The organism is Janthinobacterium sp. JC611 (genome assembly GCF_018682595.1).
Taxonomy (GTDB): Bacteria; Pseudomonadota; Gammaproteobacteria; order Burkholderiales; family Burkholderiaceae_D; genus Janthinobacterium.
In genome coordinates this window covers 326873-343231 of record NZ_JAFLJN010000014.1, presented here as the reverse complement: position 1 = coordinate 343231, position 16359 = coordinate 326873, and the positions used below count along the sequence as shown (strand labels likewise).

The window sequence follows — 16359 nt, the reverse complement described above, 5'->3', positions numbered from 1 at the left end:
GAGGAGCCAGCGGCTTCGAATTGGTTGCGGGGACAGGATTTGAACCTGTGACCTTCGGGTTATGAGCCCGACGAGCTGCCAGACTGCTCCACCCCGCACAAGAATTATAAGGGCAAACGGGTGGCTTAGGCAATAGCTATCTCAACTTCGACTGCAATAGAGCCATTAAATTAAAAGAGTGCGACAATTGCCAGCTGGTATTGTGTCCGCCCGTCACGCCACGCCGTGCGCAATCGGTGTACAGTAAGCGTTACCGCAAACACCCATTTTCCCAAGCCCGCCCATGAAATTCTGCTCCGAATGCGCCCATCCTGTCAGCCTGTCCATTCCGGAAGGCGACAACCGTCCGCGCTATGTCTGCGCCAACTGCGACGCCATCCATTACCAGAACCCGAAAATGGTGGTCGGCTCGATTCCCGTCTGGGAAGAGGATGGCCAGTTGCAGGTCTTGCTGTGCAAGCGCGCCATCGAGCCGCGCCTCGGCTACTGGACCCTGCCGGCCGGCTTCATGGAAAACGATGAAACGACGTCGGACGCGGCCGAGCGCGAAACGGTGGAGGAAGCGGGCGCGAATATCGAGCTGGGCCCCCTGTTTTCGCTGCTCAACGTGCAGCGCGTGCACCAGGTGCACCTGTTCTACCTGGCGCGTTTGCGCGATCTCGATTTCGCGCCGGGCATCGAAAGCCTGGACGTGCAGCTGTTCACGGAAGCGCAGATTCCCTGGGACGACCTGGCCTTCCCCACCATCCGCGCCACCCTGGAGCTGTTCTTTGCCGACCGCGTGAAAATCCGCGAAGGCGGCAGCTACGGCGTCCATACGGGCGACATCACGCGCCCGATGGCGCGCGCGGATGCCGAGTAAGCCCCCGAATAAGTCCCCCTCACCCGCCACCTTTGACGCCGCATGATTCCCTGGCTCGACATCCACACCCCCTTCCCCGACGTCTCGCGCGCCCTGACGGACGAGGCGCCCGGCCTGCTGGCGGCCGGCGCCGACCTGTCGCCCGCGCGCCTGCTCGATGCTTACCGGCACGGCATCTTCCCCTGGTTTTCCGAAGGCCAACCCATCCTGTGGTGGAGCACCGATCCGCGCATGGTGCTGATGACGGACAACTTCAAGGTGTCCGACAGCCTGGCCAAGGCGATCCGCAAGGTCGAGCGCAGCGCCGCCACGGACGGGCGCTGGCAGCTGCGCTTCGACGGCGATTTCGAGGCCGTCATGCGCGCCTGCGCGGCGCCGCGCAAGGATGGCCCGGGCACCTGGATCTCGGACGACATCGTCGCCGGCTACACGGGCTTGCACAAGCTGGGCTACGCGCACTCGTCGGAACTGTGGCTGGACGGGGAACTGGTGGGTGGCGCGTATGGCGTGTCGATCGGGCGCATGTTCTATGGCGAATCGATGTTCGCGCGCGTCTCGGATGGCTCGAAGATCGCGCTGGCGCAGCTCGTGCGCTTTTTGCAGGCGCGCGGCGTGGCCATGATTGACTGTCAGCAAGAAACAAAACACCTGGCGTCGCTGGGCGCGGCGCCCATTTCGCGCGCGCGCTTCCTGGCCCACGTCCGCGTCGCCATTGAAGCAGCGCAAATCACGGATTGGCATGCTGCACCGCCCGCATAAAAAAGCTATGATATCTCCACGCAGACTTCCATTGCCGCGGACAGACCAGACAGGATCAGCATGACGCACCTGAACGAACTACCGTTTGCCACCCTGCAGTTCTACACGACGGCGCCCTACCCGTGCAGCTACCTGGACGACCGCCAGGCCCGCTCGCAGGTGGCCACGCCCTCGCACCTGATCAACAGCGACGTGTACTCGGAACTGGTGCGCAACGGCTTTCGCCGCAGCGGCATTTTTACCTACCGCCCGTATTGCGACGGCTGCCAGGCCTGCATTCCCGTGCGCGTCGTCACGGGCGAATTCACCCCCAACCGCAACCAGCGCCGCGCCTGGAGCCGGCACGCCGATCTGCAGGCGGGCGTGGCCACCCTGTCCTTCCTCGACGAGCACTACGAACTGTACCTGCGCTACCAGAGCACGCGCCACGCGGGCGGCGGCATGGACCAGGACAGCCGCGACCAGTATGCGCAATTCCTGCTGCAAAGCCGGGTCAACACGCGCCTGGTGGAGTTTCGCGATGCCGAAGGCATCCTGCGCATGGTCAGCATCATCGACGTGCTGGCCGACGGCCTGTCTTCCGTCTACACCTTCTTCGATCCCGACGTACCGGGCGCCTCGTACGGCACCTACAACGTGCTGTGGCAAATCGCCCAGGCGCGCGAGCTGGGCCTGCCCTACATCTACCTGGGCTACTGGATCGCGCAAAGCCCGAAAATGGCCTATAAAATCAACTTCAAGCCGCTGGAAGCGCGCATCAAGGGGCAGTGGGTGGTGATGTAAAAAAGGGGCTTGTGCCCCTTTTCCATTGCCTTACTTGCTCTTGTCCGGGAACGCCGGACGCTTGGGACGCGCGGGCGGATTCTTCGCCAGTTCGGCCTGGATCACCTCGATCGCCTTTTCCAGCTGCGGATCGCGTCCGGCGATGACGTCGGCCGGCGTTTGCTCGACGTCGATATCGGGCGGCACGCCTTCGTTTTCCACGCCCCAGCCATTCTCGCGCGTCCAGAACGCCAGGTTCGGCGCCGTGATGAAGCCGCCATCCATCAGCACGGGGAAGCCGAGGATGCCCACCAGGCCGCCCCACGTCGCCTTGCCGATCAGCGGGCCCATGTTATTTTTGCGGAACATCCACGGCAGCAAGTCGCCGCCCGAACCGGCCGTCTCGTCGATCAGCATGGCGCGCGGGCCCTGGATCGAGGCCGACGGCGTCTTCATGTCGGCGCCGTAGCGCATGGTCCACCAGGCGATTTCCTTCTTCTGCAGGATCTCGATGTAGTAATCGGCCACGCTGCCGCCGCCATTGAAACGCTCGTCGACGATGATGGCCTGCCTGTCCGCCTGCGGGAAGAAATAGCGCTTGAAGTAAGTGTGGCCCAGGCTCGCCGTATTGGGCACGTACACGTAGGCCACCTTGCCATTGGTTGCCGCATTCACCTTGCGCATATTGCCCTCGATCCAGTCGCGGTTGCGCAAGGCATCCTCGGTGGGCACAGGCACCACGGTGATGGTGCGCGCGCCCTTGCCGTCGGCCGACGGCCCCACGGTCAGGTCGATGGCTTTGCCGGCCGTGTTCTCGAAGGCGCTGTACAAGTTCGTCGGCGGCGCCAGCGGGCGGCTGTCGACGGCCAGCAGGTATTCGCCCGCCTTGACGTTCAGGCCCGGCTCCGTCAGCGGCGCGCGCAGGGTCGGATTCCAGTTCAAGCCGCCATATACCTTCTTGAAGCGGTAATGGCCGTCGCTCACTTCATAATCGGCGCCCAGCAAGCCGCCCGGCACCTTCTTCGCCTCGATGAAATCGTCGCCGCCGCCGCCGCGGTGGTGGCCCACGGCCAGTTCGCTGCACATCCACTGGATCAGGCGGTTCAGGTCCGCTCGGCTCGACAGCTCGGGCAGGAAGACGGCGTACTTGTCGCGCATGGCTTTCCAGTCCACGCCATGCATGCCCGGGTCATAGAAGTAGTCGCGGTTGATGCGCCACACCTCGTTGAAAATCTGCGTCCACTCGGCGCGCGGGTCGGCCTTCACTTCGATGGCATCGACCTTGATCTTGCCTTCGCCGGGCGCCAGCAGCTTGCCCGTGGCGGAACCCATGGCCCAGTTGTCCTTGTGGCGGTACAAGAGCTTCTTGCCATCGGCCGACACGTCGAAGTCGTCCGCGTCGGCCACCACGGTTTCCGCCTTGCGTTCCTTCAGGTCGAAGCGCTGCAAGGCCTTCTTGCCATCGCTTTCGCGCAGCAGGAAGATCTGCCCGGCGGCGCCCGCCTCCAGCCGGGAGAACTGCGCGGCCGGCAGCGGCAGGTCGACGATGCGCGTGGCGATGCCGTCGAAGTCGATGTGGATCGGCGCCACGGGGGCCACCGTGACTTTCGGATCATCGCGGCCCGTCTTCGGATCGATCTTCGGCTCGCTCTTCGCTTCCGTTTCCGCCTTGGCCGCGTCTTTCTTACTCTCCGCGCCGGCGGCCTTTTCCTCGTCGCTTTCCTTGATCAGGGGCGACGGCAGGTCGCGCCGCAGCACGGCCATCCACACGGTGCGCGTCACCAGGTTGTCTTCGTTCTGCTGCGAGAACCAGTTGTTGCTGGGGCCCGCATTCGTCGAGGCGAAGAAGTACAGGTATTTGCCGCTCTTGTCGAACACGGGCTGGGCCACGTCGGACAGGCCGTCGGTGACGGGCATGGACTTGTTCTGCTCGAGGGAATAGATGTAGGCGCTGCGCGTGTAGGTGGGCGAATTGAGCGTGTAGGCCAGCCAGCGCGAATCGGGTGCCCACGCGGCGCGCATGCTCTTGTCGACGCCATACATCGGCTCCGTGGCGACCTTCTGCACCTTGCCCGTGCCGATGTCGATCACGTACAGGCTCCAGCCATTGTCCGCAAACGCGATCTTCCTGCTGTCGGGCGACCACACGGCGTTGTCATAGAAGCCGCTGCCATTGAGCTTGAGTTTCTTCACGGCGCCCTTGCCATCCTGCGCCCGCACATGCAGTTCATACTCGCCCGACTCGTCCGAGAAATACGCGACCGAGCGGCCATCGGGCGACCAGATGGGCGTGCGCTCGTGGGCGCCGGCCGTCTGCGTCAGATTGCGCACGTCGCCCTTGTCGGCGGGGATGGTGACGATCTCGCCCCGGTACTCGAAGGCGACGCGCGCGCCCGACGGCGAAATCGAGGCGTCGCGGATATATTTCGCGTTCTTGACCCAGCGTGGACGCGTCTGTCCCAGGTCGCTGGCCACGGCGATGCTCAGCTTGTGCGCCTGGCCGCTGGCGATGTCGAGCGAGTGCAGGTAGCCGGCCTGCTCGTAGACGATGGTGCCGTTCGCGGCCGACGCGTTCAGCACGGGGAAATCCGCGTGCCGCGTCAGCTGGCGCACGGCCTTGGTCTTCACGTCGTAGGCAAACAGGTTGAATTCGCCGTTGCGGTCGGAACGGAAGTACACGGTGTCCTTGATCCACATGGGATCGACGTCGTTCGAGCGCGTCGTCGGCTGGGGGATTTTTTCGATCGATTTGTCGGCCGACGAGAATAGCCACAGCCAGGAATTGGTGCCGCCCCGGTAACGCTTCCACTGTTTAAAAGCGGGCATCAGCGGATTGTAGGCGATGCGCTTGCCATCGGGCGAATACGCGGCGCGCGACGCGTTGGGGATCTCCAGCTGGGTTTCCACGCCGCCCGCCACCGGCACCGTGAACAGCTTCTGGAAGCGGTTGTTGAAGGCGGCGCGGGGCGAGGTGAACATCACGGCCTGGCCATCGGGCGTGAACGACTGCGCCAGGTCCGCGCCCGGATGGAAGGTCAGGCGGCGCGGCACGCCGCCAGCCGCCGCGATCACATACACGTCGACATTGCCGTCGATGTTGGCGCTATACGCGATCAGGCTGCCGTCGGGCGAAAACACGGGATTGGACTTGTCGCCCAGGTCGGAGGTGAGGCGCCGCGCGCCACCGCCGTCGAGGTTCGACAGCCATACATCGCCCGCGTAGATGAAGGCGATGTGGCGGCTGGAGACGGCCGGTTCGCTCAGCATGCGGGTGTCTTGCGTATTGGGCAGGGCCAGGGCCGGGTGGCTCAGCAGCAGTGTGCTGGCGGCCGCGATGGCGGTCAGGATGCGTGTCTTTTTCAATCGATGTCTCGCTTATGAAGTCAACAGAACAGGGAAGAAACAGGGAATCCACGGCCGAATGCCAATTATCAATGGATCAATATTGCATTTGACCAACAAGAACTATACACCCGGCAGCCGCATGGAACACGGTAAAATACGGCAAATTACACAGCGCGCCGCCAGCCTCTCCCGGCGGCCCGCACACCTACTCAAAGCGCCCCATGTCCGAAAAATTCCTGTACTCCCTCGCCCGCCCCTTGTTGTTTTCGATGGATGCCGAAGCGGCCCACCATCTGACCCTGCCCGCCCTGAAACGCGCCAGCGCGCTGGGCCTGACCAAGCTGGCCGGCAAGCCGGCGGCGGACCCGCGCACGGTGATGGGCATCACCTTCCCGAATCCGGTCGGCCTGGCCGCCGGCCTGGACAAGGATGGCGCCTACATCGACGCGCTGGCCGACCTGGGCTTCGGCTCCATCGAAGTGGGCACCGTCACGCCGCGCGCGCAGGCGGGCAATCCGAAACCGCGCATGTTCCGCCTGCCGCAGGCGCAGGGCATCATCAATCGCATGGGATTCAACAATGGCGGCGTGGACGCCTTCGTCGCCAACGTGCAGGCGTCGAAGTTCTACCAGGACCGCGCCGGCGTGCTGGGCCTGAACATCGGCAAGAACGCCGACACGCCGATCGAGCGGGCGGCCGACGACTACCTGCTGTGCCTGGAAAAAGTCTACCCGTATGCCAGCTATGTGACGGTCAACATCTCATCGCCGAACACGAAGAACCTGCGCCAGCTGCAGGGCGCGTCCGAACTCGACGCCCTGCTGTCGCAGCTCAAAGATGCGCAGGCGCGCCTGGCCGACAAGCACAAGCGCTACGTGCCGCTGGCCCTGAAAATCGCGCCGGACATGGATGGCGAACAGGTCAAAAGCATCGCCGACTCGCTCACGCGCCACCGGATCGACGGCGTCATCGCCACCAACACGACCCTGTCGCGCAGCGCCGTCGAAGGCATGCCGCACGGCGCCGAAGCGGGCGGCCTGTCGGGCGCGCCCGTGTTCGAACTGTCGAACAATGTCATCCGTTTGCTGAAGGCGGAACTGGGCGACGCCCTGCCCATCATCGGCGTGGGCGGCATCATGCAGGGCCTGGACGCCGTGGCCAAGTTCGAGGCGGGCGCGCAGCTGGTGCAGCTGTACAGCGGCCTGATTTACGCCGGTCCTGCGCTGATCAAGGATTGCGCCCGCGCGCTGCGCGGCAAACAGGCGACATGATCGCCAGGGTCAAGCTGGGCGCCAGCAGCCTGGAAGTGAGCCGCATCTGCCTGGGCACGATGACCTTCGGCGAGCAGAACAGCGAAGCCGAAGCGCACAGCCAGCTCGATTACGCGCTCGAGCGGGGCATCAACTTCATCGACACGGCCGAGATGTATCCGGTGATGGCCAGCGCGCAGACGCAGGGCAGCACCGAGCGCTATATCGGCAGCTGGCTGAAGAAGAGCGGCCGGCGCGGCGACATCGTGCTGGCCAGCAAGGTGGCCGGGCCGAATTCGCGCATGCACTGGATACGCAAGGGCAAGACGGACCACGACGCGGTCAACATCCGCGCCGCCGTCGAGGACAGCCTGCGCCGGCTGCAGACGGAGCACATCGACCTGTACCAGTTGCACTGGCCCAGCCGCAACCTGCCCATCTTCGGCGCCAGCGTGTACAACCCGCGCAAGGAACACGCTTGCGTCGCCATCGAGGACACGCTGGCCGTGCTGGGCAAGCTGGTCGAGGAAGGCAAGATCGGCCACATCGGCGTATCGAACGAATCGTCGTGGGGCGTGTGCGAATACATCAAGCAAGCCGAACTGAAGGGCTTGCCGCGCATCGCATCCATCCAGAACCTGTACAACCTGACGGCGCGCCATTTCGAGACGAGCTTGCTCGACGAAACCTGCCACCGGGAAAATGTCAGCTTGCTGGCCTACAGCCCGCTGGCGTTCGGCCAGCTGACGGCGAAATATATCGACGATCCGCAGGCCAAGGGCCGCCTGACGCGCTTCCCGGCCGGCTGGAGTCCCCGCTACGTGCGCCCCGCCACCATCGCGGCAGCCAGCCGGTATGCGGCGCTGGCCCGCGCACACGGCTTGACGCCGGCGCAGCTGGCGCTGGCCTGGTGCTATACGCGCTGGTTCGTGGCCTCGACCATCATCGGCGCCACCAGCGTGACGCAGTTGCAGCAAAATATCGATGCCCATGAAGTCAGCCTGTCGCCGGAACTGGTGGCGGCCGTCGACGCCATCCACGCCGACGTACCCAATCCGGGACAGTAAGCGCCCTCCGCCCGGCGGCGCATGCCGCCGCCAGGCTCCTCCCTCCTCTCGCAGATAGTCGTATTTATACAACAGCCGGCAATTTACTGCTGTGCAGCATTGCGGCCTTGCCATGCCCGGCCGTATGCTGGAAACGAGGCCATATGCGCTACTCGCGCCATGTTGACGTGTTTCAGATATTTATTGCATATCGATAGACAGAACGATTCGTAAGCACGCCGCGTGCCCACTGTTAATCTGTTTTCATCACCGGACCGCCATGGTCCGCGCAACCACCAACCGAAGAGATATCGTCGATGAGTTCAAGCAACGCCCGCTCCCAGATTCCCGCCCTGCCCGTGAAAACCGTGATCGCCGCCAGCCTGGTCGCCTGCTTCAGCCTGCCCATGCAGGCGCAAGCGCAGCAAGAGCTGCCGGCCGAAGGCGAATTGCAATCGGTGGTCGTCACCGGCACCTTCGCCAAGAACCGCCGCACCATCGATTCCGAATCGCCGATCGACATCCTCACCTCGCGCGACCTGCAAAGCACGGGTTCGGGCGAACTGGCCACCGTGCTGGCACGTTTGCTGCCCTCGCTGAACTTCGCCCGCGCCACGGGCGCCGACGCCAGCGACGCCGTGCGTCCGGCGCAATTGCGCGGCCTGTCGCCCGACCAGACCCTGGTGCTGGTGAACGGCAAGCGCCGCTACACCTCGGCCGTCGTCAACGTCAACGGCTCGCTGGGCCGCGGCTCGGCGCCCGTCGACCTGAACGCGATTCCGCTGGCCGCCATCGACCACGTGGAAGTGCTGCGCGATGGCGCGGCGGCCCAGTACGGCTCCGATGCGATTGCCGGCGTGATCAACATCATCCTGAAAAAAGGCGCGGCCGGCGGCGACATCGAAGTGGGCTATGGCCAGACGCAGGAACGCGACGGCAAGCAGAAATCCATCAAGGGTTCGGCCGGCTTCGCCCTGGGCGACGACGGCTGGGTGCGCGTCTCGGCGGAAGTGGCCGAGCGCGACCCGACCAACCGCGCCGGCGCCGATTTCCGCAATCCCCTGGAACCGCGCTACGGCAAGGTCAACCAGCGCTATGGCGATGCGGAAAGCAAGCCGGCGACGCTGTTCCTCAACAGCGAATACCATATCAGCGATAACCTCGACTGGTATGCCTTCGGCAACTACGGCAAGCGCGACACGTCGGCCGCCGCCACCTGGCGCACGGCCTACAATGGCACGGCGCTGCGCACGCCCGTCTACCCGGAAGGCTTCCTGCCGCTGCAAAACAGCACCTTGACGGACCAGTCCATCGTCACCGGCCTGCGCGGCGAAGCGGCCGGCTGGCGCTGGGATGCCAGCCTGAATTACGGCAGCAACAAGTTCGAGCTGGACCTGGACAACACGATCAACCTGTCGATCGGCACCCTGGGCGCGAACAGCCCCACGCATTTCCATGCCGGTTCGCTGAAAAACGAGCAGACCGTGTTCAACCTCGACGCGGCGCGCGAATTCCCCGTCGCCGCCTTCTCCGGTCCCCTGACCGTGGCCGTGGGCGCGGAAGCGCGCCGCGAGAAATACAGCATCGGCGCCGGCGATGAAGCATCGTACATCGGCAGCGGCTCGCAAGGCTTTGCCGGCTTCCGCCCTGCCAACGCGGGCAGCCACTCGCGCCACAACGAGTCGATCTATGTAAATCTGGAAGCGGAAGCGACGAAGAAGCTGTCCGGCGGCGTGGCCCTGCGCCATGAGCGCTACAGCGATTTCGGCAGCACCACGTCGGCCAAGGGCTCGGCGCGCTACGCCTTCACGGATGCGCTGTCCCTGCGCGGCACCATGTCGAGCGGTTTCCGCGCGCCATCGCTGGCGCAGCAGTACTACACCATCACCACCACCAACTTCCAGGTCATCAACGGCGTCAACACGCCGATCGAGACGGGCACCTTCGCCGTCAACACGCCGCAGGCGCGCGCCCTCGGCGCCCAGGACCTGAAACCGGAAAAAGCCCGCAACTACAGCCTGGGCCTGCAATTCCAGCCGAACCGCAACTTCACCACCAGCGTCGACGCCTACCGCATCGACATCGACAACCGCATCCTGTTCTCGGCCAACCTGGCGCTGAACGACGCGCTGAAGGCCCAGCTGGCGGCGCAAGGCACGCCCGTGGGCGCGGCGCGCTACTTCACGAATGCCGTCGACACGCGCACGGAAGGCGTGGACATCGTCAGCACCTACCGCATCGACCTGCAGGACAAGGACCGCCTGGACTTCACGGTGGCCTACAATCACAACAAGAGTTCGGTGGAAAAAGTGGCCGACAACCCGGCCATCCTGACGGCCAACAACCTGAAGCTGATCGACCGCCAGACCATCGCGCGGGCCACCGTGGCGTCGCCGAAGGACAAGTTCAGCCTGGCCGCCGACTATGGCTTCGGCATCTGGAACGTGCATGGCCTGGTAACGCGCTATGGCAGCTTCACCGTGCCGCAAAACGATGTCAAGCTGGACCAGACGTATGACCCGCAGTGGGTGCTGGACGTGTCCGGTTCGGTGAAACTGGGCAAGAACTGGCGCCTGGTGGCCGGCATCGACAACGTCACCAACCGCTACCCGGCCCAAGTGACGAGCGCGGGCAACCTGAACGTCGCCGGCACCCAGCCGTACAGCATCTTCGCGCCGAACGGCTTCAACGGGCGCTATTACTACGCCAAGGCTGGCTATAGCTGGTAAACAAGGCCCGGCCATGCAAAAAGCCCGGAACGCATCGCGTTTCCGGGCTTTTTTTTCCTGCAATAGCGCTTGCGCCCGCAGGCGCTGCAGGCTCAGGCGCTGCGGCGGCGCGCCACAAAACCGAGCAGGCCAAGGCCCAGCATCAGCATGCCGTAAGTCGCTGGCTCAGGCACTGCCGAGACCGAGTTGTACGCGCGGAAATTGCTCAGGCCGCGCGGCAGGTTGGCAATGCTGAACAGCGTGTTGGCGGCCAGCGGCGTGTCCCAGTGAAACAACAATTCGCCACGGCCATAATGTACGGCCAGGTAGTCAAAGCTGGAGTTGACGGTGAACGAACCGGACTTGCTGCTGGCCAGGTCGCCCTGGGCGGCAAAGACCAAAGAACCGGTGCCGCTGGACGGCAGGCCGAACTTGCTGGTGACCAAACTCTGGATGGCGGCCGCGCTTTGCGCGCCGGGCGGGTTGGCGCCGTCATAGACCCAGACCGAGTCCGCTGCCACGCTGCCATAAGTGACGGTCTTGCCGCCCACCAAGAAGCCGCTCATGGCAGGATCGGTGATTTCCACCCAGCTCGCCGCCTGGGCCAATGGCGCCAGGCAAACCGAAACGCTCAGGCAAAGACCCAGTAACGCATGTTTAGTCGTGTTCATATCCGCCCCTTACTCAAATATTTCAATAAATATATTATTAATTAATTTTTTATCATTTCTCAACCACTGAGCAAAAGATATCATTCAGGAAAGCAAAATGCAATAAAAGAAACAAGTTTTACCATTGACATTTTCAATCGACCTCATCAATTCATTGCCAGTGCCGGCTATCGCAGGGCTTGCCGCCATCCTTGCCATGAGCGGCCGCCATTCCGGGCGACAGGATTGTTGTAGATCAGCACATGGGAAGCCGGGTAGCCCTGCGGCAATGGCAAGGCTGGACGATATGCGTGGTCAGTCTGACACGCGATCGGCTACCATGGGTGTTACTCTTTGGATCACGGATCACCATGCCCGGCTAGCGCCTGGCCGACGCCGCCGAACTGGCGGCGCGCCACATCATCAATACCCGGCACGACGATGACGATAAGCTCGTCAACCGCTACGCGGGCCTGTGCTTCGTGACGAAAAAGTGCCGGAAGACGGCGCTCGTGTCGCTGGGCGCCGTGCTCGGCGTGGATGACCGTTTCATCCGCCTGCTCGATTCTCCGACCGGGTCAGCCTATGCCTTCGACCACGACACGCAACAATTCATGGCGGTGAACGTATGACAAGTGATGAACTGAAGGAATTTTGCGCGGCCCTGCCCGGCGCTCAAGCCATGCTCTACGGTGCGCCGTCGAACATCCTCGTGTATGAAGTAGCTGGCAAGAAATTTGCATACTTTAAAACCAGCACGCCCGAGCAGTGGCGCTTCAGCCTGCGCGTCAGCGCGGAGCGCTTCATCGAACTGACGGACATGCCCGGCGTCAAACCGGCCCGCTACATGGGCCGCTTTCACTGGGTAAGCATCGTCGACGTGGCGCGCTTCCCGTCCGACTATCTGGCGGAACTGGTGCAGGATAGCTACGCGCGCGCCGTGGCCAGCCTGACGCGCGCGCAATGGGCGGCCATCGCCTAGAGGGCGTCCTCGCCCGCCATGGCGCGGTCGATGTCTTCGCGCGTCAGGTCCGGCGCCAGTTGCAGGATGAATTCGTAGGCGTAGGAACGCAGGTAGGCGCCGCGGCGCACGGCCAGGCGCGTCGTGTTGGTGGCGAACAGGTGCGACGCTTCCACCGCCCGCAGTCCCTTGTCGCGGCCATGGTCGAAGGCCATTGAGGCGACGATGCCCACGCCCAGGCCCAGCGCCACATATTGCTTGATGACGTCGGAATCCATGGCCGTAAGGATGATGTCGGTCGCCACGCCGGCCTTGGCGAAGGCGTCGTCGATATGGCCGCGTCCCGTGAAGCCCTTGTCGTAGGTAATCAACGGGTATTTCGCCAGGTCTTCCAGGCGGATGGGCGAATGCTCGAGCAGCGGGTGACCATCCGGCACGACGATCAAATGGCTCCAGCGGTAGCACGGGAAGGACACGAGGTCGGGGAACTGGCTCAAGCCTTCCGTGGCGATGCCGATATCGGTCTTGCCCGACAGCACCCATTCCGCGATGTGCTCGGGCGCGCTTTGCTGCAGTGCGATGCGCACGTCGGGATAGGCGGCGCGGAAGCCCTGCACCACTTTCGGCAGTGCATAGCGCGCCTGCGTGTGCGTGGCCGCCACGGATAAAGTGCCGCTGGTCTGGCCGCTGTATTCCAGGCTGGCCTGCTGCAGGTTTTCCGCCTCGATCAGGAGGCGGTCGACGATCTTCAGGATGCCCTTGCCCGGCTCCGTCAAGCCCGTCAAGCGCTTGCCGTTGCGTTCGAAAATCACCACGCCCAGCTCGTCTTCCAGCTCGCGGATCTGCCGGCTCACGCCCGGCTGCGACGTGAACAGGGCGTTGGCCACCTCCGTCAGGTTATAGCCGCGGCGGGCCGCTTCGCGGATCGATCGCAGTTGTTGAAAGTTCATGGCTATCCTGTATTAAGTTCGGCTGGGTTCGACAAAGACGTGCAGGCGTTTCGGGCGGACCACCAGCGTCTCGCCCTCCTTCAGCTGCAGATGGCTGAAGCGCTCGTTCGACATCACCGCTTCGATCAGTTCGCTGTTATCGACACGCTGCAAGTCCAGCTGGGCCAGCGGGCCGATGGCATGGGCGCGGCTCAGTTTCACGACGATGCCTTCCGCGCCCTGCGTGTAGCGGTCGATTTCCAGGTCGTGCGGCCGCACATAGGCCGTGCCCTTGCTGTCGCTCACGCCCGCGTAATCGGGCACCTCGAAGCTGGCGTCGCCCGTCGCCATCACGCCGTCGTGCACCCTGCCGTGAAACAGGTTGACGTTGCCCAGGAAGCCGTAGACAAACGGCGAGGCCGGGTGGTTGTAGACTTGCTCTGGGGAACCAAGCTGCTCGACGGTGCCCTTGTTCATCAGCACCACCTGGTCCGCCACTTCCAGCGCCTCTTCCTGGTCATGCGTGACGAAAATACTGGTCACGTGCAAGTCGTCATGCAGGCGGCGCAGCCAGCGGCGCAATTCCTTGCGCACCTTGGCGTCCAGGGCGCCGAACGGCTCGTCGAGCAGCAGCACGCGCGGTTCCACGGCCAGCGCGCGCGCCAGCGCGATACGCTGGCGTTGCCCGCCCGACAGTTGCGGCGGATAACGGTCGGCCAGCCAGTCCAGCTGCACCAGCTCCAGCAAATCTTTTACCTTGCGGCGGATCTGCTCTTCCGACGGACGCTCGCTGCGCGACTTCACGCGCAAGCCGAAGGCCACGTTCTCGAACACCGTCATGTGCTTGAACAGCGCATAGTGCTGGAAGACGAAACCGACCTGCCGCTCGCGCACGTGGCGGTTCGACGCATCTTCCGCGTCCAGCAGCACTTGCCCGCTGTCCGGATGTTCCAGGCCGGCGATGATGCGCAGCAAGGTGGTCTTGCCGCAACCGGACGGGCCCAGCAGGGCCGTCAGTTCGCCGGCGGGAAAGTCCAGCGAGATATTGTCGAGGGCGACGAAATCGCCGAAGCGCTTATGGATGTTTTTAACGGCGATGGTCATATCAGTGCTCCGTGGAACGTAAGGCGGAATCGTCGGCGTTGTTCTCGTTCAAACGCCACTCAATGAAGGCTTTCAGGGCCAGGGTCACCAGCGCCAGCAAGGCCAGCAGCGAGGCGACGGCAAACGCGGCGGCGAAGTTGTACTCGTTGTACAGAATCTCCACCTGCAGCGGCATGGTGTTGGTTTCGCCGCGGATATGGCCGGACACGACGGACACGGCGCCGAACTCGCCCATGGCGCGGGCATTGCACAGGATCACGCCATACAGCAGCCCCCACTTGATGTTCGGCAAGGTGACTCGGCGGAAAGTGTTCCAGCCCGAGGCGCCCAGCACGATGGCGGCCTCTTCCTCTTCGCTACCCTGCGATTGCATCAGCGGGATCAGTTCGCGCGCGACGAACGGAAAGGTGATGAAGATGGTGGCCAGCACGATGCCGGGCACGGCGAACAAAATCTTGATGTCGTGCGCCTGCAGCCACGGGCCGAACCAGCCCTGGGCGCCGAACATCAGCACGTAGATCAGGCCGGAAATCACGGGCGAGACGGAAAACGGCAGGTCGATCAGGGTCAGCAGGATGCTCTTGCCGCGGAAATCAAACTTGGCGATGCACCAGGACGCGGCCACGCCGAACACCAGGTTCAGCGGCACGGCGATGGCGGCCGTGATCAGGGTCAATTTAATCGCGGAAATCGCGTCCGGGTCGATGATGGCGGCGATATACGCTTCCCAGCCCTTCTTGAACGCTTCCGCGAACACGGCCACCAGGGGCACGATCAGGAAAGCCGTCAGGAACAGCAGGGCGATGGTGATCAGGACCGTGCGCACCCACAAAGGTTCCAGCACGACGGGACCGACATTCGGCTCGAAGCGGCGCGCCGTCGGGCGCGCATTGTCCGCGTTGGCGACGGCGGTAATATTCGTACTCATGATTTCTTCGCCTTTCCGCGCGTCCATGCTTGCAGCAGGTTAATCGTCAACAACAGCAGGAAGGACACCACCAGCATCACCACGGCGATGGCCGTGGCGCCTGCGTAATCGTATTGTTCCAATTTGGTAATAATGAACAGCGGCGTGATTTCCGACACCATCGGCATGTTGCCGGCAATAAAGATCACTGAACCGTACTCGCCCGTGGCGCGGGCGAAGGCCAGCGCAAAGCCCGTCAGCAAGGACGGCAAGATCGTGGGGAAGATGACGCGGATGAATGTTTGCAGGGAATTGGCGCCCAGGCTGGCGGCCGCTTCTTCCAGCTCCTTTTCCGCGTCTTCCAGCACCGGTTGCACGGTGCGCACGACGAAGGGCAAGCCGATGAAGGTCAGCGCCACCACCACGCCCAGCGGCGTGAACGCCACCTTGATGCCCAGCACGCCTTCGATGAACTGGCCGAACCAGCCGTTCGAGGAATACAGCGCCGTCAGGGTGATGCCGGCCACGGCCGTCGGCAAGGCGAACGGCAAGTCGACCAGCGCGTCGATGATGCGCTTGCCGGGGAATGTATAGCGCACCAGCACCCAGGCCAGGATGCCGCCGAACACCACGTTCAGCAGGGCGGCGATCAAGGAAGCGCCGAACGTCAGGCGGTACGACGCCATCACGCGCTCGGACGTGACGGCGCTGAAGAAGGCGTCCCACGTCATGGTGAAGGTTTTCAGGAACACCGACGACAGCGGAATGAGGACGATCAAGGCCAGGTAAAAGAGCGTGAAGCCCAGTGACAGCTTAAACCCCGGCATGACCCGAAACGGCGCTCCCCGCGCCTTGATCGGTGCTGCTGATGCTGCAGACATAGAAACTCCTTCTTATTACATTTTTGAGTTATAGGGCGCAATAATCACATGCAGTCGTTATAAAAAGAACTAACCATTTCTCATTTGCTTAGATGGATTTTGCATACTTCGCTGTCAAAGCGTCAGGCGAAAAAAAACGCACCGGTGAGGTGCGTTTTTGTGGGATCAAGAGTGCCGAATAAAACGTTCAGGGCT

Annotated in this window: 13 protein-coding genes and 1 tRNA gene; 7 read left to right on the top strand and 7 right to left on the bottom strand. The window is 63.4% G+C overall.

Annotated features, from left to right (window positions below; translation table 11 throughout):
- Window positions 1-21 precede the first annotated feature (21 nt).
- A tRNA-Met gene (locus tag J0O65_RS10810) sits at window positions 22-98 on the bottom strand.
- Between the two features lie 185 nt (window positions 99-283).
- Between J0O65_RS10810 and J0O65_RS10805 the strand changes: the two genes are divergently transcribed.
- The 3 genes from J0O65_RS10805 to J0O65_RS10795 are packed head-to-tail and all read left to right on the top strand — an operon-like array spanning window position 284 to window position 2404.
- Window positions 284-862, top strand: coding sequence for an NUDIX hydrolase (locus J0O65_RS10805; RefSeq protein WP_034747557.1), 579 nt, complete (start codon window positions 284-286; stop codon window positions 860-862).
- A gap of 42 nt (window positions 863-904) precedes the next feature.
- Window positions 905-1621, top strand: a complete 717-nt coding sequence (aat, locus tag J0O65_RS10800; RefSeq protein WP_215406579.1) for a leucyl/phenylalanyl-tRNA--protein transferase — start codon at window positions 905-907, stop codon at window positions 1619-1621.
- 60 nt (window positions 1622-1681) lie between these two features.
- Window positions 1682-2404 carry an arginyltransferase gene (locus J0O65_RS10795; protein WP_215406577.1) on the top strand — a complete coding sequence of 241 codons (723 nt, stop codon included), beginning with the start codon at window positions 1682-1684 and terminating at the stop codon, window positions 2402-2404.
- A gap of 30 nt (window positions 2405-2434) precedes the next feature.
- Here the strand turns inward: J0O65_RS10795 and J0O65_RS10790 are convergent, their stop codons facing one another.
- Window positions 2435-5746, bottom strand: coding sequence for a S41 family peptidase (locus J0O65_RS10790; protein ID WP_215406575.1), 3312 nt, complete (start codon window positions 5744-5746; stop codon window positions 2435-2437).
- Between the two features lie 203 nt (window positions 5747-5949).
- Between J0O65_RS10790 and J0O65_RS10785 the strand changes: the two genes are divergently transcribed.
- The 3 genes from J0O65_RS10785 (at window position 5950) to J0O65_RS10775 (ending at window position 10753) form a co-directional block, all read left to right on the top strand.
- A complete protein-coding gene (locus J0O65_RS10785; protein ID WP_215406573.1) occupies window positions 5950-6999 on the top strand; it encodes a quinone-dependent dihydroorotate dehydrogenase in 1050 nt (349 codons plus the stop codon).
- Window positions 6999-8045: an aldo/keto reductase gene (locus J0O65_RS10780; protein WP_215406701.1), complete on the top strand. Its 1047-nt coding sequence runs from the start codon at window positions 6999-7001 to the stop codon at window positions 8043-8045. Before J0O65_RS10785 ends, J0O65_RS10780 begins: the two co-directional genes overlap by 1 nt.
- Window positions 8046-8341: 296 nt before the next feature.
- Window positions 8342-10753 carry a TonB-dependent receptor plug domain-containing protein gene (locus J0O65_RS10775; RefSeq protein WP_215406571.1) on the top strand — a complete coding sequence of 804 codons (2412 nt, stop codon included), beginning with the start codon at window positions 8342-8344 and terminating at the stop codon, window positions 10751-10753.
- 92 nt (window positions 10754-10845) lie between these two features.
- On the opposite strand, the gene J0O65_RS27865 is transcribed toward J0O65_RS10775, so the two are convergent.
- Entirely contained in the window at window positions 10846-11403 is a 558-nt protein-coding gene (locus J0O65_RS27865) for a PEP-CTERM sorting domain-containing protein (RefSeq protein ID WP_251373649.1), read from the bottom strand.
- Between the two features lie 607 nt (window positions 11404-12010).
- Here J0O65_RS27865 and J0O65_RS10765 point away from each other — a divergent pair.
- The gene (locus J0O65_RS10765; protein WP_215406569.1) at window positions 12011-12364 is read left to right on the top strand and encodes an MmcQ/YjbR family DNA-binding protein; all 354 of its coding nucleotides are present in this window, start codon (window positions 12011-12013) and stop codon (window positions 12362-12364) included.
- Here J0O65_RS10765 and J0O65_RS10760 read toward each other — a convergent pair.
- The 4 genes from J0O65_RS10760 to cysT are packed head-to-tail and all read right to left on the bottom strand — an operon-like array spanning window position 12361 to window position 16110.
- Complete coding sequence (locus tag J0O65_RS10760; protein WP_215406567.1) at window positions 12361-13293, bottom strand: CysB family HTH-type transcriptional regulator; 933 nt, start codon at window positions 13291-13293, stop codon at window positions 12361-12363. The genes J0O65_RS10765 and J0O65_RS10760 overlap by 4 nt on opposite strands.
- Before the next feature lie 12 nt (window positions 13294-13305).
- Window positions 13306-14376 carry a sulfate/molybdate ABC transporter ATP-binding protein gene (locus J0O65_RS10755; RefSeq protein ID WP_215406565.1) on the bottom strand — a complete coding sequence of 357 codons (1071 nt, stop codon included), beginning with the start codon at window positions 14374-14376 and terminating at the stop codon, window positions 13306-13308.
- 1 nt (window position 14377) lies between these two features.
- The gene (gene cysW / locus J0O65_RS10750) at window positions 14378-15304 is read right to left on the bottom strand and encodes a sulfate ABC transporter permease subunit CysW (RefSeq protein ID WP_251373648.1); all 927 of its coding nucleotides are present in this window, start codon (window positions 15302-15304) and stop codon (window positions 14378-14380) included.
- Complete coding sequence (gene cysT, locus J0O65_RS10745; protein WP_251373664.1) at window positions 15301-16110, bottom strand: sulfate ABC transporter permease subunit CysT; 810 nt, start codon at window positions 16108-16110, stop codon at window positions 15301-15303. The genes cysW and cysT overlap by 4 nt, the downstream gene beginning before the upstream one ends.
- Window positions 16111-16359 lie beyond the last annotated feature (249 nt).